20 protein-coding genes are annotated in these 24,578 nt (G+C 36.8%); 17 read left to right on the top strand and 3 right to left on the bottom strand.

Features of this window, described 5'->3' with window-relative positions; genetic code table 11:
* Positions 1-3: 3 nt before the first annotated feature.
* The 3 genes from sprA to VJJ03_RS06660 all read left to right on the top strand — a co-directional run bounded on the left by sprA (position 4) and on the right by VJJ03_RS06660 (position 9,205).
* Positions 4-7,080 (top strand): cell surface protein SprA, encoded by a 7,077-nt coding sequence (gene sprA / locus VJJ03_RS06650; protein ID WP_323974558.1) that lies wholly within the window; start codon positions 4-6, stop codon positions 7,078-7,080.
* A 132-nt stretch (positions 7,081-7,212) separates the two neighbouring features.
* Positions 7,213-8,433, top strand: a complete 1,221-nt coding sequence (locus tag VJJ03_RS06655; protein WP_323974560.1) for a transglutaminase-like domain-containing protein — start codon at positions 7,213-7,215, stop codon at positions 8,431-8,433.
* Positions 8,434-8,626: 193 nt separating this feature from the next.
* Positions 8,627-9,205: a porin family protein gene (locus VJJ03_RS06660; RefSeq protein WP_009745298.1), complete on the top strand. Its 579-nt coding sequence runs from the start codon at positions 8,627-8,629 to the stop codon at positions 9,203-9,205.
* 109 nt (positions 9,206-9,314) lie between these two features.
* Here VJJ03_RS06660 and VJJ03_RS06665 read toward each other — a convergent pair whose 3' ends face one another.
* Positions 9,315-11,165, bottom strand: a complete 1,851-nt coding sequence (locus VJJ03_RS06665; RefSeq protein ID WP_040358265.1) for a M1 family metallopeptidase — start codon at positions 11,163-11,165, stop codon at positions 9,315-9,317.
* Positions 11,166-11,307: 142 nt separating this feature from the next.
* Here VJJ03_RS06665 and VJJ03_RS06670 point away from each other — a divergent pair, with 142 nt between their 5' ends.
* Positions 11,308-12,081: a 3'-5' exonuclease gene (locus VJJ03_RS06670; RefSeq protein WP_323974563.1), complete on the top strand. Its 774-nt coding sequence runs from the start codon at positions 11,308-11,310 to the stop codon at positions 12,079-12,081.
* Between the two features lie 237 nt (positions 12,082-12,318).
* Here the strand turns inward: VJJ03_RS06670 and VJJ03_RS06675 are convergent, their stop codons facing one another.
* Positions 12,319-12,915 (bottom strand): outer membrane beta-barrel protein, encoded by a 597-nt coding sequence (locus VJJ03_RS06675; protein ID WP_323974565.1) that lies wholly within the window; start codon positions 12,913-12,915, stop codon positions 12,319-12,321.
* Between the two features lie 377 nt (positions 12,916-13,292).
* On the opposite strand from VJJ03_RS06675, the gene VJJ03_RS06680 reads away from it, so the two are divergent.
* The 10 genes from VJJ03_RS06680 to VJJ03_RS06725 all read left to right on the top strand — a co-directional run bounded on the left by VJJ03_RS06680 (position 13,293) and on the right by VJJ03_RS06725 (position 21,935).
* The gene (locus VJJ03_RS06680) at positions 13,293-14,648 is read left to right on the top strand and encodes a Na(+)-translocating NADH-quinone reductase subunit A (protein WP_009745302.1); all 1,356 of its coding nucleotides are present in this window, start codon (positions 13,293-13,295) and stop codon (positions 14,646-14,648) included.
* Between the two features lie 21 nt (positions 14,649-14,669).
* Positions 14,670-15,542: a hypothetical protein gene (locus VJJ03_RS06685; protein WP_323974566.1), complete on the top strand. Its 873-nt coding sequence runs from the start codon at positions 14,670-14,672 to the stop codon at positions 15,540-15,542.
* 3 nt (positions 15,543-15,545) lie between these two features.
* A complete protein-coding gene (locus VJJ03_RS06690; protein ID WP_323974568.1) occupies positions 15,546-16,049 on the top strand; it encodes a ClbS/DfsB family four-helix bundle protein in 504 nt (167 codons plus the stop codon).
* A gap of 19 nt (positions 16,050-16,068) precedes the next feature.
* Complete coding sequence (locus VJJ03_RS06695) at positions 16,069-17,295, top strand: NADH:ubiquinone reductase (Na(+)-transporting) subunit B (RefSeq protein WP_323974570.1); 1,227 nt, start codon at positions 16,069-16,071, stop codon at positions 17,293-17,295.
* 2 nt (positions 17,296-17,297) lie between these two features.
* Positions 17,298-18,041 (top strand): Na(+)-translocating NADH-quinone reductase subunit C, encoded by a 744-nt coding sequence (locus VJJ03_RS06700; RefSeq protein ID WP_009745306.1) that lies wholly within the window; start codon positions 17,298-17,300, stop codon positions 18,039-18,041.
* Between the two features lie 4 nt (positions 18,042-18,045).
* Positions 18,046-18,693 (top strand): NADH:ubiquinone reductase (Na(+)-transporting) subunit D, encoded by a 648-nt coding sequence (locus tag VJJ03_RS06705; RefSeq protein WP_009745307.1) that lies wholly within the window; start codon positions 18,046-18,048, stop codon positions 18,691-18,693.
* A 20-nt stretch (positions 18,694-18,713) separates the two neighbouring features.
* Positions 18,714-19,451, top strand: coding sequence for an NADH:ubiquinone reductase (Na(+)-transporting) subunit E (nqrE, locus tag VJJ03_RS06710; protein WP_009745308.1), 738 nt, complete (start codon positions 18,714-18,716; stop codon positions 19,449-19,451).
* A complete protein-coding gene (gene nqrF / locus VJJ03_RS06715) occupies positions 19,435-20,748 on the top strand; it encodes an NADH:ubiquinone reductase (Na(+)-transporting) subunit F (RefSeq protein ID WP_323974572.1) in 1,314 nt (437 codons plus the stop codon). Before nqrE ends, nqrF begins: the two co-directional genes overlap by 17 nt.
* A 145-nt stretch (positions 20,749-20,893) precedes the next feature.
* Positions 20,894-21,256 (top strand): CidA/LrgA family protein, encoded by a 363-nt coding sequence (locus tag VJJ03_RS06720; protein WP_009745310.1) that lies wholly within the window; start codon positions 20,894-20,896, stop codon positions 21,254-21,256.
* Positions 21,243-21,935 (top strand): LrgB family protein, encoded by a 693-nt coding sequence (locus tag VJJ03_RS06725; protein WP_323974574.1) that lies wholly within the window; start codon positions 21,243-21,245, stop codon positions 21,933-21,935. Before VJJ03_RS06720 ends, VJJ03_RS06725 begins: the two co-directional genes overlap by 14 nt.
* Here VJJ03_RS06725 and lpxB read toward each other — a convergent pair.
* Positions 21,925-23,037 (bottom strand): lipid-A-disaccharide synthase, encoded by a 1,113-nt coding sequence (gene lpxB / locus VJJ03_RS06730; protein ID WP_009745312.1) that lies wholly within the window; start codon positions 23,035-23,037, stop codon positions 21,925-21,927. The genes VJJ03_RS06725 and lpxB overlap by 11 nt on opposite strands.
* Before the next feature lie 77 nt (positions 23,038-23,114).
* Here lpxB and VJJ03_RS06735 point away from each other — a divergent pair, with 77 nt between their 5' ends.
* From VJJ03_RS06735 to VJJ03_RS06745, 3 genes are read left to right on the top strand one after another with little or no spacing between them, the layout of a single operon-like run.
* Complete coding sequence (locus VJJ03_RS06735; protein ID WP_323974576.1) at positions 23,115-23,843, top strand: RNA methyltransferase; 729 nt, start codon at positions 23,115-23,117, stop codon at positions 23,841-23,843.
* A 1-nt stretch (position 23,844) separates the two neighbouring features.
* Positions 23,845-24,126 carry a peptidase gene (locus VJJ03_RS06740; RefSeq protein WP_323974578.1) on the top strand — a complete coding sequence of 94 codons (282 nt, stop codon included), beginning with the start codon at positions 23,845-23,847 and terminating at the stop codon, positions 24,124-24,126.
* A gap of 32 nt (positions 24,127-24,158) precedes the next feature.
* A complete protein-coding gene (locus VJJ03_RS06745) occupies positions 24,159-24,527 on the top strand; it encodes an Imm1 family immunity protein (protein WP_323974580.1) in 369 nt (122 codons plus the stop codon).
* Positions 24,528-24,578: the final 51 nt, after the last annotated feature.

The following is a 24,578-nucleotide window of genomic DNA, read 5'->3' on the forward strand; positions in this document are numbered from 1 at the left end:
AAAATGAATAGGAAATTAGTTGCAAAATTATTTTTCTTTTTTTTACTTTCCTCTACTTTTATTGTCAAGGGGCAGGAAAATGAACAAGTACAGGGAAAAGCAAAAGATACGATAAAAACAAGCAAATCTTTGCGCCATTTGTTATTAAAAGATTCTGATAGAATTTCGCGTAAGTATAAGTATAGTCCTGCACTTAATAAATATATTTACAGTGAAAAGGTGGGAGATTATGATATTTCTACCCCCATGTTCCTTACTCCAAAAGAATATGAGGACTTGGTCATGCGGGAGCGTATGGGGCTTTATTTTAAAGAAAAAACAGCGGCTATGCGTCCTTCAGAAAAAGGAAAAGCTACTAATGCACAAAGAGATTTGCTCCCTGAATTCTATGTGAAATCAGAATTTTTTGAATCTATATTTGGAGGAAATACGATTGATATTATTCCTCAAGGAAGTGTTGCTTTTGATTTGGGAATGCGTTATAATAAAAATGATAACCCTGCAATAAGCCCAGAATACAGAAGTTCTTATGGATTGGATTTTGATCAACGCATCAGTTTAGGAATACAAGGGAAAGTAGGAACACGTCTCTCTATTAATGCAATGTATGATACGCAGGCAACATTTGATTTCCAGAATGTTTTTAAGTTAGAATATACTCCTAATGAAGATGATATAGTCCGTAAGGTAGAATTAGGAAATGTGAGTTTACCTCTTAATAGCTCCCTTATTACTGGAGCACAGAGCCTTTTTGGTGTTAAAACAGAATTACAGTTTGGTCGTACTACAGTAACAGGTGTGTTCTCAGAACAGCGTTCCCAATCACAAACTGTTACAGCCCAAGGAGGAGGAACTATGCAGGAGTTTGAGATTCGTGCTCTAGACTATGATGAAAATCGTAACTATTTCCTTTCTCAATTTTTCCGTGACCAATATGACCGCGCTTTGGAGAACTATCCTTATATTCGCAGTAAAGTGCAAATAGTTAGAGTAGAAGTATGGGCTACTAACCGTTCTAACAGAACAGCTAATATCCGCAATATTGTAGCATTACAGGATTTAGGAGAAGCAAAATCCGAAAATACACGTATTTCTACAAATGCACCTGTGGGTTTCTTTCAAGGATCTATAGGAGATCGTCCTACTAATGAAGCGAATAAATATGATCCAACACGTATGGACTCCCCTCAATCTGTTCTGACAAAGAATATTCGAGATGTAGCTACTATCCGGTCAGGATTTGGAACTATGTCAGCCTTAGTAAATGAAGGATTTGATTATGCTATTTTGGAAAATGCTCAAAAGTTAGAAGAAGGGCGCGATTATAAAGTACATAAGCAGTTAGGGTATATCTCCCTGAGTCAAAGATTAAATAATGATGAAGTATTAGCGGTTGCTTATCAGTATACTTATGAAGGAAATGTGTATCAAGTAGGAGAGTTCGCTAATGATGGGATTTCTGCCACCACTAACGCTTATATAGCAGGACAAAATAAAATTACTAATAATTGCTTGGTACTTAAGATGCTTAAAAGTAATCGTTTGGTAACAGGAGACCCTATTTGGAAACTGATGATGAAGAATGTGTATTCACTTAATACTGTACAAATTGATCCAGATAACTTCCGAATGAATATCTTCTATAATGATCCTTCTCCAGTGAATTATATTTCTCCTGTGGACGAGGCTACTTGGAATCGGGAGCTGACTCGTAAGATATTACTCCAACTTTTTAATTTTGACCGTCTTAATGCTTATAATGACCCACAAAATGGAGGAGATGGTTTCTTTGACTTTGTAGATGGAATTACCATTGACCCTGAATATGGAAAGATTATTTTTACCAAGGTAGAACCTTTTGGTAAATACTTATATGATAAGTTAGGAGGAGGAAATAGATATAATGATCCAACTGCTTATCATCCGACCTCTACAGCATGGAATGCTAATCAAAAGAAATATGTATTCCGTTCTCTTTATACTGACATCAAAGCCAAAGCTTTAGAGGATGCTGAAAAAAATAAATTCAGCCTCAAAGGACGTTATAAGTCCAAGGGAAGTAGGGGAATCTCTTTAGGAGCATACAATGTCCCTCGTGGTTCAGTGCGTGTTACTGTAGGAGGGCGAGTCCTTCAGGAAGGGATAGATTATACGGTGAATTATCAGCAAGGAACAGTACATATTATTGATCCGACTATTGAGAACTCAAATATGCCTATTCAGGTCTCTGTAGAAAATAATTTGATATTCGGAGGGCAAAGTCGCCGTTTTATGGGCGTCAATGTAGAACATAAGTTCAATGATAAATTCATAGTAGGAGCCTCTTTGATTAATATGCGAGAGCGTCCTTATACTCAGAAAGCCAATTATGGACAGGAGCCTGTGAATAATACTATTTTTGGTTTTGGAGGTACCTATTCTACGGAGCTTCCTTTTCTTACTCGCTTGCTTAACAAAGTGCCTTCTCTGCAGAGTGATGTTCCTTCCAACCTTTCAGTACGAGGAGAAATGGCTTTTCTGCGACCAAGTACTCCTAAAAGTACTAATTTTGATGGAGAAGCAACTGCTTATTTAGATGATTTTGAATCTGCACAAACTACAGTGGATATACGAGGATTCCGTTCATGGTCTCTTGCCAGTACACCTTTACGCTTTGGACAAGGAGCCTATCCTTCCCAAACACTCTATGGAAATACTCCTGATGATCCAGATAACCTAAAAAACGGATATGGACGAGCTAAACTTGCTTGGTATACAATCGATCCGGTCTTTTATACCAATAATAAACCCAATGATATAAATAATGGAGAAATTTCTAAGAATAGTACACGACGTATTTATGTAAAAGAGATTTTTCCAGAAAGAGAATTGGCTCAAGGGGATCTATTGGTGCAGAACACTTTGGATCTAGCCTATTACCCTAATGCTAAGGGATCTTATAATAATAATCCTCAAGCTATTAGCAGTGTCCCCCCTACTGGAAAATGGGGAGGTATTATGCGTGGAATCACAGCTACTAACTTTGAAGAGAATAATATTGAATATATACAGTTTTGGGTCTTAGACCCTTATTCCTCAGGAGAGTTCTCTCCCTCCACTACAGGAGAGTTAGTTTTTGATCTTGGAAATATTTCTGAGGATATTCTTAAAGATGGAAGAAAGCAATATGAAAATGGTTTGCCGGGACTCTCTATTCAGTCTTCTACTTATACAACTTCTTGGGGTAAAACACCAGTGGCTCAATCATTACTATATGCTTTTGACAGCAATACAGAAAATAGAACTTTACAGGATATTGGGTTAGATGGACTTACTGATGCTGAGGAACGTTCTATCTATGCTAATAATGTTTCTGAATTTCCCAATGACCCTGCTTTGGATAATTATGAATATTATTTGTCCCGTAATGGAGGTATTCTTAACCGATATTATAATTATAATGGTACTCAAGGAAACTCTCCTGTGGCAGGAAATAGCCAAGCTGCATCTTTAAATCCAGATGTAGAGGATATTAATAGGGATAATACAATGAGCACTGTCAATAGTTATTATGAATATCGAGTGCCTATTCGGGGAAATGTACAACGAACAGATAGGTATGTAAGTGATATACGGGAAGTATATGCAGAGACTCCTAGTGGACAACCTATTTTAGCGCGATGGATTCAGTATAAAATACCTGTAAAAGATGCTAATAGAAGAGAATTCGGAGGAGGAGGAGATTTACGTTCAATAACCCATATACGCATGTATCTTACAGGCTTCTCATCTGATGTAGTATTACGCTTTGGTACATTGGATTTAGTACGAGGTGATTGGAGACACTATACCAAATCTCTTAAGGATGATCTTTCCGCACCAGGGACAGGTACTCATACTGAGATTGGTTCAGTAAGCCTTATTGAAAATGAATCCCGACAACCCATTCCTTATCGTATGCCTCCTGGGGTATATAGGGAACAAGTGAATCAAAATAACACTATTGTGAGGCAAAATGAGCAATCTCTTTCCTATACAGTGTGTGACCTTAATACTAATGATGCACGAGGGGTTTATAAGAATTTTCATGCAGACCTTCGACAGTATAAGCGCATAAAGATGTTTGTTCATGCGGAACGTTATAAAAATCAATCCCTTGCTGATGGGGAAATGGTAGCTTTTATTCGTTTAGGTTCGGATTTGTCTGAAAATTTCTATCAGGTGGAGATTCCTTTACAAGTAACTCCCGCAGGAGCTCATTTAGAAGAGGTGATTTGGCCCTCTCAGAACAGATTTGATATCCCTATGGAGGCACTTACCCAAATAAAGGCTAAAGGAATTAATAGTGGAAACTTAGCGAATCTTACCTATTATGATGCTAACCTTAATCATATTCCATCACCTGCCACAACACCTCACACGATGGGACAAAATAGATATGCAATTAAGGGGAATCCTTCTTTAGGAAATATTCAAATCGTTATGATAGGCGTGAAGAATGTAACTTCTAATCGTATATGTGGAGAATTATGGTTTAATGAATTACGATTGGCTGAACTGGAGAATAAAGGAGGTTGGGCTGGAATAGCTGCTGTGGATTTGAATGCTGCGGACTTTATGGATATTTCTGTTACGGGGAAAATGAGTACTGTAGGTTTTGGTACTGTAGAACAAAAACCTAATGAACGTAGCCGTCAAGAAGTACGTCAGTTTGATGCTATGATGAATATCAATGCTGGTAAGCTCTTTCCTAAAAAGTGGAATATGCAAATTCCTGTAGGGCTTAATCGTTCCTCAACAGTAGCTACTCCTGAATATGATCCGCAATATGAGGATATACGATTGAAGGATCGTATTAATGCTGCTCAAACTCAAGAACAAAAAGACCTTATTAAGCGACAGGCTGAAGATTATACCCTACGTAAAGGTATCTCCTTGATAGGAGTTAAGAAAAACTTAGCTGAAGAACAAAAAGCCAAAATATATAGTATAGAGAATTTTACTTTTAACTATGCTTATAATCAGATGGATCACCATGATTTTGAAATAGAAAATCAACGGGAGCAAAATGTGCGTACAGGAATACAATATGCACATGCTTTTGAACAAAAGCAGATACTTCCTTTCAAAGGAAATGAGAAAATAAATACTAATAAATACCTTAAATGGCTTTCTGAGGTGAATTTCAATCTCTTGCCTAATAATATTTATATAGGACCTACTATTACGCGTACTTTTGCTCGTCAACGCTTCCGTGAAGTGTATCCTTTAGGAGTGAATCCTAATAATCAGGTGCCTTTACCTGAATTACAACAACGTAATTATCTGTTTGATTGGCAATATGGGCTCAATTATTCCCTTACTAAGTCTCTTAAAATAAGTTATGATGTCACCAATAGTAATATTGTTCGTAATTATTACCAGTGGGAAAATGGGCGACAAGAGGTAAATAAAGAACTCACTCTATGGAATGATTTTTGGAATCCAGGTACTCCTAATCACTTTATGTCTGCTTTTAAAGTGAATTATGAACTACCATTGGATAAGCTACCTTACTTGTCTTTCTTGAAAGCTTCTTATTCTTATACTGGTGATTTTGATTGGCAACGTGGTTCTGACGCTCTTACTCAGGTAGCAGGACACCAGATTAATAAAGTACAGAATGCTAACACCCACAATTTTGCGGCGAATATGACTTTTGATCGTTTCTATACTTCTTTAGGAGTGAAGAATAAAGGTAAAAATGATAAGTGGACAGCCAAAGACCATCTTTTACGTTTTGTTACTATGATAAAGCGTATAGGAGTTAGTTATACGGAAACTAATGGTACTATGTTACCAGGATATTTACCTCAAGTAGGTTTCTTCGGTTCTTCTAAGCCTTCTTTACCTTTTGCCTTTGGGTGGCAAGATGATATCCGTTATGAGGCAGGTCGGCATGGGTGGCTTACTAATTTTGCTGACTTTAATGAGCAGTTTATTCGTTCTACCAATAAGAATTTAGGAATTACAGCAGGTTTGCAGCCTACTAATGATTTGCAAATAGACCTTAAGGCTGATCGTGAATACATTGATAACTTTGCGGAAACTTTTAATGCTATCAATGGTGGTTATAATCCACTTATAGGAAATACTACAGGTAGCTTTGTGATTTCGGATAATATGATCTTGACTTCTTTCATGAAGTCTAATGAATATAGCTCTAAAGCATTCCAAACTTTTAAAGAGAATAGGATTACCATCGCCAATCGTTTGGCACAACAAAAGGGAATAGACCTCACCAATCCTGCCAATATAGATAGTGATGGATTCCCTAAAGGATTTGGAAAAAATAACCAAGCGGTAATGATGCCTGCCTTCTATGCAGCTTATACAGGGCGGAGTGCTAATAAAGTTTCTTTAGGAGCCTTTAGGAATATTCCTATCCCAGCATGGACTATTCGCTATTCTGGGTTAATGCGCTTGGAAAGTTTTAGAAAAATTTTCCGTCGTTTCTCTCTTACTCATGGCTATCGAGCTAGTTATGCACTAAGTAATTTCCGTACTAATTTGGAATATTACCAGAACCCTACTCAGTTGGATCAAGGAGGCAATTTCCGAAATGAAAAACTCTTTACTAATGTAAACCTCGTAGAACAGTTCTCTCCTCTTATTCGTATTGATACTGAGTTGCAAAATTCATTCAGTGTGATGGGAGAAATTCGCAGAGATAGGACTATTTCTATCAGTTTAGATAATAACTATCTCACTGAACTTATGCGTAAAGAATACCGCTTAGGATTAGGTTATCGCTTTAAGGATATTAGCTTTGCTTCCCGCTTTAATGGGCGTGATGTGATTATCAAGAGTGACCTTAACCTTAAGGCAGATATAGCCTTACGCAGCGATTATACTGTAATTCGCAATATGGAATTAGATGATAATCAGGTAACTAATGGACAAACTTCTTGGTTAGCTCGATTTACGGCAGATTATGCTTTCTCCAAGAATCTCTCAGGAATCTTCTATTTTGATTATTCCTTCTCCAAATATGCTATATCTACTTCCTACCCAATGACTACTATTCGAACAGGAATTACCATCCGATATACCTTTAATTAATGATCAATAATTAATAACAAATAACCAATAGTTAACTATTGGTTATTTGTTATTATGGAAATAAGAAGATTTTTTCTTTTCTTTTTCATTTTTAAATCGTAATTTTGGGCATTAATCTAAAAACACATAGATATGAAAAAGTATTTTTTATTCTTTATTTTGAGTCTTTTTACTTTGTATACAAAGGCTCAATCTTCCTATACATTGGAGGACTATTTCAATTATTTCGAAGAAGCCAATAGCAAGTGTCAGCAATTGCATAAGGAAGGAAAGTATCAAGAAGAAGAGGGAATTTTTATTTCTAATTTGAAAAAATTGGAGGAAGTATCCTTGACTGAAAATGACCCAAAGTATAAAAAGAACCAGAACCTTATTGAGGCTATAAAAGCCAATATATATTATAATTTGGCTTGCGTACGCTCCTTACAAAACAAGAAAAAGGAAGCAATTGCAACTCTTGAAAAAGCAGTAGCTTTAGGTTATGATGATTATAGAAATGTAAAGACAGATAAAGATTTTATTAATATTCGCAAGGAAAAGAAATTTATTGCATTATTGAAAAAACTCAAACCTTTTGATAAACTTGTGATACTACAACAAGCAGGAGCTTATCAAAAACAGCAAACAAATACGCTTCCACGCTTTACTTATCAAGCAGCTAATGATCCTTCCCTTGAGCAAGTGAGAAATTATTTTAAGTTGGATTCCGTAGCGGGAACAGGGGATGAGCTTTCCAAGATTTTCAATTTACTCCATTTTGTACATAATAACATTGTACATGATGGTAGAAATTATGCGCTCTGTGAGTTTGATGCTATAGATATCTACAACTATCATAAAGCAACAAAGAAAGGGGTGAATTGTAGGCATTTGGCTATTACACTCAATGAAATGTATCTGGCAATGGGAATTCCATCTCGTTATGTAACCTGTATGCCTAAGAATCCCAATGATACAGATTGTCATGTGATTAATAGTGTCTATTCTCAACAGTTGCAGAAATGGATTTGGATAGACCCAACTTTTAATGCCTATGTAAAGGATGAAAAGGGAAATCTCTTAAGTATTGCGGAGGTAAGAGACCGATTGATACATAATAAGCCTTTAGTACTTAACAAAGATGCTAATTGGAATAACAAGGAAAAGCTAACCAAAGAAGAGTATCTGGAGGTTTATATGGCAAAAAACCTGTATTGGTTCTCTTGTCCACTACAGAGCAAATTTAACCCAGAAAGTCGTTTTAGAAAATCAGATACTTCATTTGTAGCTCTTTTGCCTAAAGGCTTTACAATTCAAAAAGAAAAAGAAGAATATATCACAAATGACCCTGATTATTTTTGGCAAAAGCCATAGCAATGACCGATGATTAATTTCTAATCATAGGTATTGACTTAACATGGTTTTTGAAAGTGAAAAGTGTAAAAATAATTCAATTTTCTTTGTACTATCAGAGGAAAAACTTACTTTTGCCCTCAGTAAAAGAATAAAAAAGGAAAAACCCGAAAATCCTTTAATAGAGTAGGGAAACATACTTAATTATATATTTATGAAAAAAGTATTAATGACCGTAGTATTTGCCGCTCTTACTGTAGTAGGAGCCAGTGCACAAGTAAAATTTGGAGCTCGTGCAGGGCTTAACCTTGCTGATATAGCTTCCAAAGTGAATGATGTGAAGGCTGAAACTAAAATCCGTCCTGCTTTCTATGTAGGTGGTTTAGCAGAATTTGCCTTTAATGATGTTGTCCTTATGGATGCAGGTCTCACTTATTCCAACCAAGGAGCTAAAGCTAAAGAAGGGGACGGGAAATATATACAACACACCCTTAACTTGCCTGTTTGGATAAAGTATGATTTTGAGGGATTCCGACCTAAAGCAGGCTTTTATATGGGGTATATCCTAAGTAGTCAATTAAAGGAAGATGGTAAAACAGAAACAGTAGACAAGGATTCCTACAGACATTTTGATTATGGTATTGGCTTAGGGGTGGAATACAATTTGCCTAATAACGGATTGTTCTTTGAAGCCTCTTACAACTGGGGATTAGCAAATCTTACAAAAGATGGAGACTCTAAGAACTATAGTAATAACCGTGTAATTCAAGTAGGGGTAGGGTATAAGTTCTGATCCCCTATGATAGCGAGAGCTTGTAGCTCCTCGTACTTATAAAAATACGAAAAACCGTTCCACATTCGGAACGGCTTTTCTTTTGTAATATAAAAAACTAATACCCTTTCTATTTTTGGAAAGTATTATTATCAGTATTAATATCTGTCGTAATATTATTAGGGTCAATAACTACTTTTTGAATATTTTCAAAAGGTATATCTACATCAAAGGTGTAAGTAAGATGTCCCCAACCCCAAGAAGGTAATACTTTACGTTCATAGTTATAAGGATTTTCTTTTTCTCCAAACTGCATACGGAGAGGGATGTAGTAGTAATAGGTTTTATTATTTTTATCTATTACGAATACATCAGTAGGTAGCGGCATCCTGTCCACACGGCGGAGGGTGATTTCTGTTTTGTTGCCTTTGGCTCCTACTTTCTCTACAGCATAGTCTACATGGTGAGGTGTTTGCATGAATTCATTAAGGTACCATTGGAGTTGCATACCAGAAACTTTTTCAGCACAACGAATAAAGTCATGAGGTTGTGGATGCTTGAGAGCAAATTTCTTATAATATAATTGAAGCGTTTTTTCTACATTCTTTTCACCAATAATATATTCTAATTGTCTTAGAAAGAGAGCTCCCTTACTATAGGCGGTAATAGAGTAAGCATAATTGGTATTGAAACGGTCGGATTGGTGGGTAGGAGTTTCTTCATAATTGGATTTTACATATCTGTTATAGGATTTGTAAAAGCCTACAAAAGGATCTTTAGCCCCTAACATGCCGAGAGCACGATCTTGTATATAAGAGCAAAATCCTTCATCCATCCAAGGATAAGCAGTCTCATCACTGGCTAAGATAAGGTGAAACCAAGCATGTCCAAACTCATGTACGGCAGTGCTTAATAGGGAATCATAGTTTTCACCGCCTTGAATAAGAGTACACATAGCATATTCCATACCTCCGTCCCCTCCTTGAATAAAGGAGTATTGACGCCAAGGATATTTGCCTACGAACTTATTATAGAAGTTGAAGGTTTTGAGCATTTGAGGTTGGATTTTCTTCCAATTTTCAGGATATTTTTTGTAAAGGAAGTGGAGAGTTTGTCCATTGCCAGCATCTAATTTATCATGAACAAATTGAGGGTCGGCAGCCCAAGTGAAGTCGTGTACTTGTGGTGCATAGAAGTGCCAAGTACGAGTATTACCTTTTACTTTAGGTACTTTTACACCCGCATCTTCATAACCGAAACCGATTTCATTATTGTTCTGTAGATAGCCGGAGCCCCCTACAACATAGTTCTTATCAATGGTAATCTTTACATCAAAATTACCCCAGACGCCATAGAATTCACGAGTAATATACTCAGTAGTATCCCATCCACGATAGTCATATTCTGCTAATTTTGGATACCATTGAGTCATGGAGAGAGCCACACCGTCAGGGTTATTACGCCCACTTCGGCGAATCATCACAGGAGCTTGTCCTGTAAAGTCCATCTTAAGTACAGTGGAGGAGTGAGGAAGGATAGGCTTGTTCAAATCCACTTTTACAATAGTACCTTCTGTTTTGTATTTTACAGGAGTACCATCTTGAGAAAGAGCATTTACGCGTACATATCCAATTTCTTCAGGTTTAAGAAGGGAAATACGACTTTCATACTGAGGTTTCTCTTTGGTACCTTTGTTGTTGACCATACGGCGATCGGGGTCACGAATAGTCTGCAAACGAGCATCCATTTCACTTCCAGGTTGGAAAGCGTTAAGGAATACATGGTAGTACACTACTTTCAAGGTGTCAGGAGAATTGTTAGTGTAGGTGAGTTCTTGTTTTCCTGTGTATTGGTAGTTCTTTACATTCATGTTGATGTCCATCTTGTAATCTACATGTTGTTGCCAATACGGTGCATTCTGTGCCTTGAGAACTCCTATAGTTCCAAGAGCCACAAGGGGTAACATTCGTTTATAATTCATCATGTTTATAATTTGTAATTATATGGATACAAAATTACGAATTTAAAAGGAATTTTGAAAATAAAAAATAAAATTTCTTACTGTTCCTAATTATATGATTTTTTTCGTTACTTTTGTGCTGTTTTTTCAATTGAACATATACATGGAATTAAACCTTACTCGTCCTATTTGTTTCTTTGATTTAGAAACTACAGGGACAGATGTCTCCAAAGATCGCATTGTGGAGATTTCTATTCTTAAAGTGTTCCCTAATGGTTCCCGCGAAAGTAAAACATGGCTGGTGAATCCTACGATACCTATCCCAGCAGCTTCTACGGACATTCATGGAATTAGTGATAAGATGGTTGCTCAGGCCCCCACTTTCAAGGAACTGGCAAAACAAATACATAACCTTATTAAGGATTCTGATTTAGCGGGTTATAATTCTGATCGCTTTGATATCCCTTTGTTGGCAGAGGAACTCCTACGAGCAGGAGTGGATTTTGATCTAAAGAACCGTGTAACGGTAGATGTACAAACTATTTTTCATAAGATGGAGCAGCGTACTCTTTCAGCAGCTTATAAGTTCTACTGTAAGAAGTCCCTGGACAATGCTCATTCTGCACAGGCTGATACTGATGCTACTTATGAAATCCTTAAAGCACAATTGGACTGTTATTCTGATACGCTACCCAATGATGTCAAACAACTAAGTGATTTTACTACTCGTAAACAAATAGCTGATTTTGCAGGATTTATTGCTTATAATGATAAAGGAGAAGAGATTTTTACCTTTGGTAAGCATAAAGGTCGTAAGGTAGAAGAAATTTTAGAAGAAGAGCCTGGTTATTTTGGTTGGATCCTCAACGCAGATTTTCCCCTTTATACCAAGAAAGTTCTTACTGCTATTCGCTTAAGAAAAGGATTAGGACAATGATTAATGGTCAAATGTCAATGATCACTGATGCAAATCCATTAAAAAAATCTTATATTCCTCATTAGTTAAGATAATATATGTCTCTTAAGGGAAGCGACACTTATTAGGATTATCTTAACCAATATCAGGGTAGAGATGTGAATTTGTAATGCTTTAGAAGGTTAGGGAATATAACTACCTAAAATATAAAAACCGCTCTATAGAGCGGTTTTTATATTGTCCTAAACTGTCAGATAATTAGAATCTGAAAGAAAGTCCAAAAGTAGGAGTAGTAAAGAAGTTGTTAAACTTATTTACATTGAAATTAACAGTGGTAGTACCATCTCCATTTTTTGGTTTGTTATTTACAACAGAGAAGATATCAGTTAAACCAAAGTTAATAGCAAAACTCTTAGTAAGAAAATAATTCATTCCTAAGCCAGCATGGAAACCGAATTCAGTGGATTTAGCATCAGCAACTTTGTCATTGATGGAATCAAAACCAAGACCTGCTTGTCCATATACTTTGAAGCGTTGTCCTAATTCAAGGAAGTAGTAACGTCCAAATACCCCCACACCAAAGGTGTTTACTTCTCGAGAATTTTCTTTATCTGAAGAAATGTTCAACCCCAATCCAAGGGCAAAATTATCAGAAAGAAAATAACCCCCTACAGGAGCAAAACCATAAGAAGTGGTAGTTTTGGTGCTGCTACCATCAGGAACACTTTTAGAAGTTAGGCTAAGATTTCCTTCTACAAGAACATCTCCTTTAGAGAATCCAAAATCGCTTTCTTCTTGAGCGTTAGCAAAGCTGAATGCAAATACAGCTATTGCAGATAAAAGAATTTTTTTCATCTTTAATTCTGTTTTTTTAAGTTTTAACGGCGCAAAGGTATATCATTTTTTTGAAAAAAACATAGAAAAAAATACTATTTTTATTTTTTTATTTTCAAAGGCTTGTATTTCAATAATATATAATTATCAGTGTTTAACATAAAACAGCAGGGTATATGTAAATAAACATATTCTTTAACTATTTAGTCCAGAGAAAACAGTTAGAAAAAGATACTTCCATCAAGGATAAGTATTCCATAGTAGGGCAAATAATATTTTTATTTATAAAGAATATAAATAATAGAATAAGGCTGTTAAAAAAGAAAATTTTGATAATTAATTAAAAAAAAAATGATACTTTTGCGCGACTTTTTAAGAAACTAACTAATTTATATCCTATGTCAAGCGACATCCGTATTCGAAAAGGATTGGACATTCAGTTGGAAGGAAAAGCCGAGACAATTACCAAAGCCACTCCGCTGGCAAAGGTATACGGTATAAAGCCTGCTGAATTCCACCGCGTAATCCCCAAGCTCATTGTACGTGAGGGGGCAACACTCAAAGCCGGAGACGCCGTTTTCTACGACAAAAGAGATGAAAGGATATTGTTCCCTTCTCCCGTTAGTGGTACTATCACGGAAATTATCCGTGGAGAACGCCGTAAAATTCTGGAAATCAGAATTACTCCTGACACTACTCAGTCTTTTCATGACTTCGGAAAGAAAGAAGTAGAACAGCTTTCTGCTCAACAAATTAAAGAGCATTTGTTACAATCAGGTTGCTGGCCATTTATCAAACAACGTCCTTATGACGTAATTGCCAGTGTGGATAGTAAGCCTAAGGCAATCTTTGTATCGGCTTGCAAAACCCATCCACTTGCGCCTGATTATGACTATGTACTCAAAGGAAAGGAAAAAGAATTACAGGTAGCTCTTACAGCTTTATCTAAGCTCACCACAGGTAAGGTACATGTATCTGTTTTCAAGGATAGTTCACTATCTCCTTTCCGTGATCTTAAAGACATTGTTTTGCATAATGTCTCTGGTCCACATCCTGCAGGAAATGTGAGCACTCAGATTGCTCATATCAGTCCTATAAATAAAGGAGAAGTAGTATGGGTAGTAACTCCACAGGATTTGGTAGTTATTGGAGAACTTTTCCTTACAGGAAAGATGAACCTTACTCGTATCGTGGCTCTTACAGGTGCTCGTATTGAGGCTCCTGAATATGTAACAGCTCTTGCAGGAGCACAAATTAGTGCAGTGGTAGGGAATCAAGTGAAGGATATAGCAACTACACGTATTATCAGTGGTGATGTACTTACGGGTACTCAAGTAAGTGAAAATGACTATTTAGGATTCTATGATGATCAAATTACTGCTATTCCTGAAGGAAATGATTATGATTTGTTAGGATGGGCGAAACCTATTTCTAATAAGATTTCACTTACCCGTGCGCTTACTTTCTCTTGGCTTCACCCTAACAGAAAGTATAATCTTACCACCAATACCAATGGTGAACAGCGTGCCTTTGTAGTAACGGGTATGTATGAAGAAGTGTTTCCTTTGGATATCTATCCTATGCAGTTGCTAAAAGCTTGTCTGTATAAGGACTTGGATGAATTAGAAAATCTTGGAGCTTATGAGATAGCTCCTGAAGATTTTGCCTTGACTGAGTTTGTGTGTGTGTCCAAACAACCACATCAGCAAATCATCAGAGATGGGCTTGATTTAATGATGGATGAATTAGGATAGCAAACAGTTAAATGTAGTTATATGTCAAATTATTACAAACCTTCAGGGAAATTTTCCCCTCTAGCTTTTCTTTATTTTGTATTAGCATGTGTGGTAGTATTTCCTATACTTTCTGCTATATATGCTTATGCAACATGGTATATCCCATTAATTTATATAAATGTCTTAATTACTATAGGATTCGGTTTTGGAATCTGTTTTATAGTAAGTTATTTAATGATTAATTTAGGAAAAGTTCGCAGTTATGGATTGGCTATTCTGTTGGCTATTCTCTCTGGTCTTGTTGCCTATTATTTACAATGGGTGGTATGGTCGGATTTAGCAATTAATGGAACAGAATCTTACGGGAACAAACAAATAGGAATTGTGGTAAGTAATGTTCAATTCGAACAATTACTTTATCTGCTTTCCCATCCCTCTGCTCTTTTGGATTTGATAAAGCTTATCAATGAAAATGGTACTTGGGGAATCAAAGGAAATACTATTAGTGGAGGCTTCCTTACTGCAATTTGGGTGGCAGAATTTGCTATTATCATGTTTTTCAGTGTTTTATCAGCTAAAAGAGCCAGACTCCCTTTTGATGAACAAATACAAGAATGGTTCAAGGAAGAAAACTTACCTATCTTTTCTTTTATAGAAAATGAGGCAGATTTCAAAAAGAAAGTTGAACAAGGTGATTGGGAACAATTATCAGAAACTATTCAAAGAGGTGATGAAGGAGAAAATCATAGTACATTCACTGTATATACATCGGGAAGTGAGTACTATCTATCTGTCTCCAATGCTAAGCGTAAGGAAAGTAAGAAGGATAAAGTAGAGTTTGACATTCATAAGATTATAGAATATCTCCATATTGATAAGACTGTTTATGACATGCTAAGAGCAAAAGCCTAACCTATGGCAAGACCAACAAGTAAAGGAAGTCTAGTAACTTTAGCCAAAGAAAATTACCAAAGGTTGATTTCTTTGATAGAAGCACTACCTGAGAGGCAGCGAGAAAAAGCATTTCCCGAAGGTACTATGAATAGGAATATTCGTGATGTTATAGGACATTTGTATTATTGGCATTTATTGTTCTTAAACTGGTATGAGGAAGGAATGAAAGGAGGTAAACCCAAAATACCCAAAGAAGGTTACACTATGAAAGACACTCCTAAATTAAACCAAGAGATATGGGAACAGTGTCAAGAAGTATCACTTACTGAGATGCTCTCACTTTTTGAAGCCACTCATAACAAAGTGTTCCAGTTTATACTGAAACACACTGATGAGGAGCTTTTTACCAAAAAGAAGTATCACTGGACGGGCAGTACCTCCTTAGGCTCTTACTTAGTTTCGGCAACGTCAAGTCATTACGATTGGGCTTTAAAACTAATTCGCAAATCAATAAAAAAGAAATAATTAACTTATTCATAATAAAATGAGTTTAAAAAGTAAATTACATACATTAAAAGAGAAGTATAAGGGCACTAAGTGGGAAACAACCTTTAATGCACTTCACACTTTCCTTTATACGCCTAATGAGGTAACCCATGGAGGTACTCATATTAAGGCAGTTGATGACCTAAAGCGGACTATGAATACCGTGATTATGGCACTGATTCCATGCTTGATCTTTGGTATCTTTAATGCAGGATACCAGCATCAAGTAGCTTTTGGAGACTTAGAACCTCAAGCAGGAATGTCCTTTTTCAGTGGAGATTTTTGGAATTGGACGAATTTTTCCATAGGAGCTATTAAGGTACTTCCTTTAGTTATTGTTTCCTATATAGTGGGTTTAGGTATTGAATTTATCTTTGCTACTATCCGTAAGCATGAAGTAGAAGAAGGATATTTGGTAACTGGTATGTTGGTACCATTGATTGTACCTATTGATATACCCCTTTGGATGCTTGCTGTAGCAGTGGCTTTTGGAGTGATTATAGGGAAAGAGGTATTTGGAGGTACAGGAATGAATATTCTAAACCCTGCCCTTACCATTCGCGCTTTCTTATTCTTTGCTTATCCTACTTCAATGACCGGAGACAAAGTATGGGTGGAAGGAACTCTTAAGAGAGCAAGTGATATTGCTGCTGGAGCAAAGTTAGATGCTGTATCTGGGGAGACTATCTTGGGAAGTTTAGCACAAGGGCAACCAGAGACTTATCAAGTTTCAGACCTTTTCTATGGATTTATTCGAGGTTCTGTAGGAGAGACCTCTACCTTATTGATACTTTTAGGAGCTTTGTTCCTCATCTATACCAAGATTGCTTCTTGGAGAGTGATAGTGAGTATGTTCGTAGGCGCCTTTGTGATGGGGACTATCTTTAATTGTTTGGCACCATCGGTGGAAGGTACACAATTCTTTGCTCTGTGGAGTCTGCCTGCTTATGAGCATTTGCTTATCGGAGGCTTGGCTTTTGGAGCGGTTTTTATGGCTACTGACCCAGTAACTGCTGCACAGACCAATACAGGAAAATATATTTATGGTTTCTTAGCAGGATTTGTGGCTATTGCTATTCGTTGTTTCAACCCAGCTTATCCTGAAGGGGTGATGCTTGCTATCTTACTAATGAATGTATTGGCGCCAACTATTGACCATTTTGTAGTACAAGCCAATGTTTCACGTCGAAAAAAACGCTTAAAACTAACTACTAAAACCGCATAATTATGGCAATCAAAACAGAAAGTAATTCATACACAGTGATTTTCGCCATTGTCATGGTGGTAATCGTAGGAGCTTTGCTCGCTGGAATTTCTTCCGCACTGAGTCATCAAATCAGTGAGAATAAGAAACTAGAAAAGAAACAAAATATCCTTTATGCTATGGGGGTAAATCATAATGAAGGATCCCTTGGGGAAGGAAAGGTAGTGTTTTTAACTACAGAGGAAGCAAATGCTGAATTTGATAAATATATTAAAGAGCAATACCTTATTAATCCTGCAGATAATACCGCTAAGGAAGTGAAAGGAGCAGATGATCTGATTAATTTTAATGGTCACCGTGAAGGCTTACCTTTGTATGTGGGAGAAAAAGATGGCAAAACAATCTATATTATCCCTGTAAATGGTCGTGGATTATGGGATGCTATTTGGGGGTATATTGCAGTGGATAAAGATTTAATTGTACAAGGTGTTTTCTTTGACCATAAAGGAGAAACTGCCGGGTTAGGAGCTAATATTAAGGAACGCTTCTTCATGGATGATTTCATTGGAGAACATCTCTTAGATGCAAGTGGTAATTTCCAAAGTATCAAAATCTCCAAAACCAATGCAGACCCTGAAAACAAACGTAAAGAAGATGGTAAGGTGGATGCTATTGCAGGAGCTACTCTTACAGGAAACGGAGTTGCTAATATGATTCAGCATGGAATTTCCGCCTATGTATCCTATATTAAGAGTTTAAACAAATAAGACTATGGGACTAACAAAAAAAGATATCAAACTAGTAAAAGATCCCTTATGGGATAATAACCCTGTAACAGTACAAGTATTAGGTATCTGTTCAGCTTTAGCGATTACAGCCCAACTTAGAGCAGCTATTGTAATGAGCCTTTCTTTTACCTTTGTGCTGGTAATGGGGAACGTAACCATTTCTTTGCTTAGAAATGTGATACCACCTAAAATTCGTATCATTGCTCAGCTCATCGTAGCAGCAACCTTGGTAATTGTGGTGGACTTTGTGCTCAAAGCCTTTGTATATGACCTGAGCAAGCAGTTGTCAGTATATGTAGGGCTTATTATTACTAACTGTATTCTGATGGGACGCTTTGAAGCCTTTGCCTTAGGGAACCCTCCGGGAAAATCTTTCTTAGATGCCTTGGGTAATGCAGGAGGTTATTCTATCGCTTTGCTTATTGTAGCTTTCTTCCGTGAACTTTTGGGATCAGGTACTTTGCTTGGTTTTCAAGTATTAGGGGACCCTATCAAGAAAACGGGTGTGTATGCTTTAGGGTATGAAAATAATGGATTTATGCTCTTGGCTCCAATGGCATTGGTAACTTATGGTATCGTAGTATGGGTACAGCGTTCACGTAACAAAGCCCTTATAGAGAACAGTCATTAATCATTTAAAAAGAGAACAAAATGTTAGAATATTTAACACTGATTTTTAAATCCATATTCGTCGAGAATATGATATTTGCTACTTTTTTAGGTATGTGTTCCTATTTGGCTGTATCTAAAAAAGTGTCAACTGCTATAGGCTTAGGGGCGGCTGTAATTTTTGTACAAACACTTACCGTACCAATGAACTACTTGTTGAACCAATATATCCTCAAAGAAGGTGCTTTGGCTTGGTTAGGTGAAGAATATGCACAATATGATTTGAGTTTCCTCACTTATATCTTATTTATTGCTACTGTTGCTACTATGGTGCAGCTTGTTGAGATTATTGTGGAGAAATTCTCACCATCGTTATATAATTCATTGGGTATTTTCTTGCCACTGATAGCAGTGAACTGTGCTATTTTAGGAGGATCACTCTTTATGCAATCACGTGAAGAAACTATTCATTCCTTTGGGCTTTCAGTAGCTTATGGATTTAGTTCAGGATTAGGGTGGGCTATTGCTATCCTTGCCCTGGCAGCTATTCGTGAAAAGATACGCTATTCACATGTGCCTGCTCCTTTGCGTGGTTTAGGAATTACCTTTATCACCACAGGACTTATGGCAATAGGCTTTATGAGTTTCGGAGGAATGCTTACCGGAGATAATAGCAAAAAGAAAGAAGCACCTAAACAAGAAACAACTATTCAACAAGAAGTGAAAACTGATAAATTAGCCAATAACACAAAAGATTTAAGTAATGATTTTAGTAAGTGAAATATTAACAACTATTACTGTTACAGTAATAGGATTATTAGTGATAATTTTATTGTTAGTGGCGATTTTACTTTATGTAAAACAAAAACTAACCCCATCGGGACCTGTGAAGATTACCATTAATAATGATAAAGAAATAGATGTACCCATAGGAGGATCTTTACTATCTACCCTAGGTAATGAAAAGATTTTCTTACCATCGGCTTGTGGTGGTAAAGGATCCTGTTTGCAATGTAAATGTCATGTATATGAAGGAGGAGGAGAAGCTCTTCCTACAGAAACACCTCACTTTACCAAGAAAGAACTCAAAGAAGGTATGCGCCTGGCTTGCCAAGTAAAAGTAAAACAAGATATGAAAATAGGGGTACCAGAACAAGTGTTTGGTATCAAGAAATGGGAAGCAACAGTAGTGAGCAACTATAATGTGGCATCATTTATTAAAGAATTCGTGGTAGAGCTCCCTGAGGATATGAACTACAGACCAGGAGGATATATTCAAATTGAAATTCCTGCCTGTGAGGTAAAATATACAGATATTGATATTACTGCACATCCTAAAGAACATCCAGGGGAGCCTGAGAAGTTCAAAATGGAATGGGATAAGTTCAAGCTATGGCCACTGGTGATGAAGAATCCAGATCCAGCAGAACGTGCTTATTCTATGGCTTCCTATCCAGCAGAAGGGCGCCGTATAATGTTGAACGTGCGTATTGCCACTCCTCCATTTGATAGAGCTAAAGGAGGTTGGATGGATGTAAATCCAGGGGTGGCTTCCTCTTATATCTTCTCTCGCAAACCAGGAGATAAGGTAACCATTTCAGGGCCTTATGGTGAGTTCTTTATCAATGATTCTAATGCTGAGATGTTATATGTAGGTGGGGGAGCAGGGATGGCGCCTATGCGTTCTCACTTATACCATCTTTTTAAAACCTTAAAAACTAAAAGGAAGGTTACTTATTGGTATGGAGGTCGTTCCAAACGAGAGTTATTCTATGTAGAACATTTCCGTGAACTTGAACGAGAATTTCCTAATTTTAGATTCTTTATTGTACTTTCTGAACCATTACCCGAAGACAATTGGAAAGTGAAGAAAGATATCAATGATCCTGAAGGGGATGGATTCTTAGGATTTGTTCACAATGCTGTCATTGAACAGTATTTGAGCAAACACGAAGCTCCAGAAGATATTGAATTGTACTTCTGTGGTCCTCCAATGATGAACAAAGCTGTTCAGAAAATGGGACAAGACTTTGGTATGCCTGATGAAAACATTCGCTTCGATGATTTTGGAGGTTAAAACAACTTTTTCCATATACAAAAAATCCGACTCACTTTTTTGAGTCGGATTTTTTGTTGAATAATGTGGAAAAGATTTGTTATGAATCATTGGTCATTTGTTATTAAAAGTTGTACCTTTGCGCCCGTTTTTTAATTACTTTTTTATGTTAATCAGATATTGTGCCATCATCTTTGGTTGCTTAGCTTTGGGAGAATTGGTAGTGTATCTCACGGAAATTCATTTTCCTTCTAGCATTATAGGAATGATATTGCTTACCCTTTTTTTACGTTTGGGATGGATAAAATTGCACTGGGTTAAAGCTTTTTCCGATATGTTAATTTCCCATTTAGGACTGTTCTTCGTACCACCCAGTGTGGCTATATTGGCTTATTTTGACCTAATAGCTAAAAATTTTTGGTCTATCAGTATCGCTATTGTAGTTAGCACTGTTATTGTAATGGTTATTACCGGACATATTTATCAACTTATGCGTAAAAGAACCAAACATCATCATGAAAATATTTGAAAACTCTTTAGTACTTTTGGCTCTTACCTTTGGAGTCTATTATGGAGTACTCATGCTCCAGCAGAAATACAAATCGGTATTTCTAAACCCTGTGATGCTTGCCGTTTCTGTCCTTATTGGCTATTTGGTTATCTTCAATATCTCCTATGAGACCTATGAGCGTAATGCGGGAATGTATATTGATTTTTGGCTCAAGCCTTCCATCGTGGCTATGGGCGTACCTCTATACCAACAACTTTCCAAGATTAAAAAACAATTACTTCCACTTTTAGTTTCACAATTTATAGGAAGCTTAACAGGAATCCTTTCAGTAAGTTATATTGCCAAGTGGTTGGGAGCTAGTGATGCTATCATTCGTTCTTTGGCTCCTAAATCAGTTACTACCCCTATTGCTCTTGAAGTTTCCAAAACGCTACATGGAATTACCTCTCTTACAGTAGCAGCTGTAATAGTTACTGGAATTTTAGGGTCTATTTTAGGTTTTAAAGTGCTTCAATGGACAGGGATCAAAAGCCCTATGGGACGCGGAATCTCTTTGGGAACAGCCTCACATGCTTTAGGGATTATGGCTGCTCTGAACCTTAGTGAAAAGCACGCTATCTACGCTAGTTTAGGAATGATTTTCAATGGAGTTTTTACTGCTATTTTGGCGCCTATTGTGATGCCTTTTATTTTATAGAGGAGAAAATTGCTTTAGCTGTCCTATCGCTGGCACCACTGTTGCCTAATTTATCTCTCAATTTCTTATAGTTATTAATAAGTTCTTCCCGATAAGAGGGAGTAAGGAGTTTTTCCAATTCTACTTTTAAGTTTCGAGTATTGAGTGCTCCTTGGATAAGTTCAGTAACTACAGGAGCATCCATAATAAGATTCACTAGGGAGATATATTTTAAGTTAATAACTCGTTTGGCAATCTGATAAGAAATCCAATTGCCTCGGTAGCATACTACTTCAGGTACATTCAATAATGCTGTTTCAAGAGTTGCGGTTCCACTGGTTACTAAAGCAGCATAGGAGAGAGAAAGCAGATCATGTGTTCTCCCACTAACAAAATGTACATTCTCTTCCTTGATGAACTGTTTGTAGAATTCATATTCCTGAGAAGGGGCTCCTGCAATAACAAACTGATATTGATGGTAGCTTCCTACTACTGAAAGCATCACTGAGAGCATCTTGGAAATCTCCTGTTTGCGACTGCCAGGAAGTAAGGCAATGATGGGTCGCTTATCTAAGCTATTTTCTCGCTTGAATTCCTCTTCACTTATTTCCTTACGAGAAGCAATCGCATCTAAGAGAGGGTGTCCTACGAAATTTACAGGATATTGGTGTTTCTTTTCATAAAAATCTTTTTCAAAAGGAAGAATCACATACATCTTATCTACATCCCTCTTAATTGCCTTGATACGATTCTCTTTCCAAGCCCATATTTGTGGTGAAATGTAATAATGAGTGGGAATTCCTTGCTCCTTAGCCCACTTAGCAATACGCATATTAAAACCAGGGTAATCAATAAAGATAAGCACATCGGGATGAAACTGAGCGATATCGCGTTTGCAAAAATCAATATTGCGAAGAATAGTCCTAAGGTTGGCTACTACTTCCCAGAAGCCCATAAAAGCCAAATTGCGGTAATGCTTGACCAATGTACCCCCTACCGCTTCCATACGTTCACCACCCCAAAAACGAAATTGTGCTTGAGGATCTATCTTTTGTAATGAATGCATCAGGTTTGCTCCATGTAAGTCGCCTGAGGCTTCTCCTGCGATAAGGTAGTATTTCATAGAGATGAATATTTTTGCAAAGATACTATTTTTTCAAAAATAATTGTATATTTGCCTTATGATTATTTAGTACAGATATGCTAAACAAAAATCAATTCAAACTTCTACAGAAGCTTTCCCTTAAGAAATATCGAAACGAACTAGGGCTTTTTGTGGTAGAAGGAAAGAAAAGTATAATAGAATTTCTGAAAGCAGGCTATAAGGCAAAGGCTATCTACGCAACCAATGCTTTTTCTCCTCATCTTGTGGGGCATCCGCTAATTCTTGTAAGTCCAGAGGAACTCCAGCGACTCAGCACTCTAAAACATCCAGATGAAGGGGTGGCTATCTTCCAGCAACGTGAAAGAAAGGAGATACTCCAAGAGGGACTTATTTTGGCTTTAGACAATGTCCAAGACCCTGGTAACTTGGGTACACTGATTCGCCTATGTGATTGGTTTGGCATAGAAACGCTGCTGTGCAGCGAGCAGACGGTGGATTGCTATAATCCTAAGGTAGTGCAAGCCTCTATGGGATCACTCTCACGGGTGGAGGTGCATTATTTACCCTTAGAGGGCTTCTTGGCTACCTGTGCGTTACCTGTATATGTAGCGAACTTGGAGGGGGAAAACCTCTATACTACTACTTTCCCTGAAGATTGTGTGATTGTTTTGGGCAACGAAGCCAATGGTGTCAGTCCAGAGGTTGCCGCCTTAGCCAATGGAGCTATTACCATACCTCGTTTTGGCAAACTACAACAGGCAGAAAGCCTCAATGTAGCCATGGCGGGAGGCATCATCATAAGTAAAGTGAAAAGTAAAAAGTAAGATGGCAGTAGAGAGCTTTTTTGTGATAGAGACTTCTTTTAGTAACTTAAAAGAAAGGCTAAAAGATGAAATAGTGCGAGTAGATAAGGAATATGATGAAATAACGGTTTCTTATAACGGTTTTTTCTTTTGGATGTATTTTTATAAAGAGAAAGAAGTTTATATAGATGAAAAGGAGAAAGCAAAATTACTGGTAAATATCAAACATGAATCAGCAACACCTCCCACTGTTATTACAGCTTTTAGGGAAAAACTTTTATCTTTAGGATTTTGTGAAAGGTAAAAATATATGATAATGGAAAATAAAGAGTAAGAATGTACTTAAATGATTTTAACCAAGAGTATTTTGTAGTTTCTCTTGAAGAATTAGAAATATTACTAAGAAAGCGATTTTTAGAGGAGGTCAATTTTTTTATTTTAACTTTTAAGGAAAATGGATTTCCTCAGTTATCCGCTTTTGTCAAAGGGAATAAGTGTGTTATTTACTATTTGGATGAAGAAGTACAATATATAAGCAAAGGAGGTACAGAAGAAGGTATAGAAGTATTTGTTGAGAATATACATGGGACGGAGGTATTCCTTAGCAAAAACAAAGTGCTCCCTATTGATATGTTTTACAAGGTAGCCCAATCTTTTTTCAAGACACAGAAAAGACCTAATTCTATTGAATGGGAAAAGATATAAAAACTGTTGGAATAAAAACTGCGAGATTTAACAAAAATCTCACATCTTTTA

This window comes from Capnocytophaga sp. G2, assembly GCF_035282625.1.
In the GTDB taxonomy this organism is placed as follows: Bacteria; Bacteroidota; Bacteroidia; order Flavobacteriales; family Flavobacteriaceae; genus Capnocytophaga.

Excerpts from the sequence above, each read along its gene's own strand:
- sprA (WP_323974558.1), top strand. The coding sequence starts at position 4 with ATGAATAGGAAATTAGTTGCAAAATTATTTTTCTTTTTTTTACTTTCC.
- VJJ03_RS06655 (WP_323974560.1), top strand. The coding sequence starts at position 7,213 with ATGAAAAAGTATTTTTTATTCTTTATTTTGAGTCTTTTTACTTTGTAT.
- VJJ03_RS06660 (WP_009745298.1), top strand. The coding sequence starts at position 8,627 with ATGAAAAAAGTATTAATGACCGTAGTATTTGCCGCTCTTACTGTAGTA.
- VJJ03_RS06665 (WP_040358265.1), bottom strand. The coding sequence starts at position 11,165 with ATGAATTATAAACGAATGTTACCCCTTGTGGCTCTTGGAACTATAGGA.
- VJJ03_RS06670 (WP_323974563.1), top strand. The coding sequence starts at position 11,308 with ATGGAATTAAACCTTACTCGTCCTATTTGTTTCTTTGATTTAGAAACT.
- VJJ03_RS06675 (WP_323974565.1), bottom strand. The coding sequence starts at position 12,915 with ATGAAAAAAATTCTTTTATCTGCAATAGCTGTATTTGCATTCAGCTTT.
- VJJ03_RS06680 (WP_009745302.1), top strand. The coding sequence starts at position 13,293 with ATGTCAAGCGACATCCGTATTCGAAAAGGATTGGACATTCAGTTGGAA.
- VJJ03_RS06685 (WP_323974566.1), top strand. The coding sequence starts at position 14,670 with ATGTCAAATTATTACAAACCTTCAGGGAAATTTTCCCCTCTAGCTTTT.
- VJJ03_RS06690 (WP_323974568.1), top strand. The coding sequence starts at position 15,546 with ATGGCAAGACCAACAAGTAAAGGAAGTCTAGTAACTTTAGCCAAAGAA.
- VJJ03_RS06695 (WP_323974570.1), top strand. The coding sequence starts at position 16,069 with ATGAGTTTAAAAAGTAAATTACATACATTAAAAGAGAAGTATAAGGGC.
- VJJ03_RS06700 (WP_009745306.1), top strand. The coding sequence starts at position 17,298 with ATGGCAATCAAAACAGAAAGTAATTCATACACAGTGATTTTCGCCATT.
- VJJ03_RS06705 (WP_009745307.1), top strand. The coding sequence starts at position 18,046 with ATGGGACTAACAAAAAAAGATATCAAACTAGTAAAAGATCCCTTATGG.
- nqrE (WP_009745308.1), top strand. The coding sequence starts at position 18,714 with ATGTTAGAATATTTAACACTGATTTTTAAATCCATATTCGTCGAGAAT.
- nqrF (WP_323974572.1), top strand. The coding sequence starts at position 19,435 with ATGATTTTAGTAAGTGAAATATTAACAACTATTACTGTTACAGTAATA.
- VJJ03_RS06720 (WP_009745310.1), top strand. The coding sequence starts at position 20,894 with ATGTTAATCAGATATTGTGCCATCATCTTTGGTTGCTTAGCTTTGGGA.
- VJJ03_RS06725 (WP_323974574.1), top strand. The coding sequence starts at position 21,243 with ATGAAAATATTTGAAAACTCTTTAGTACTTTTGGCTCTTACCTTTGGA.
- lpxB (WP_009745312.1), bottom strand. The coding sequence starts at position 23,037 with ATGAAATACTACCTTATCGCAGGAGAAGCCTCAGGCGACTTACATGGA.
- VJJ03_RS06735 (WP_323974576.1), top strand. The coding sequence starts at position 23,115 with ATGCTAAACAAAAATCAATTCAAACTTCTACAGAAGCTTTCCCTTAAG.
- VJJ03_RS06740 (WP_323974578.1), top strand. The coding sequence starts at position 23,845 with ATGGCAGTAGAGAGCTTTTTTGTGATAGAGACTTCTTTTAGTAACTTA.
- VJJ03_RS06745 (WP_323974580.1), top strand. The coding sequence starts at position 24,159 with ATGTACTTAAATGATTTTAACCAAGAGTATTTTGTAGTTTCTCTTGAA.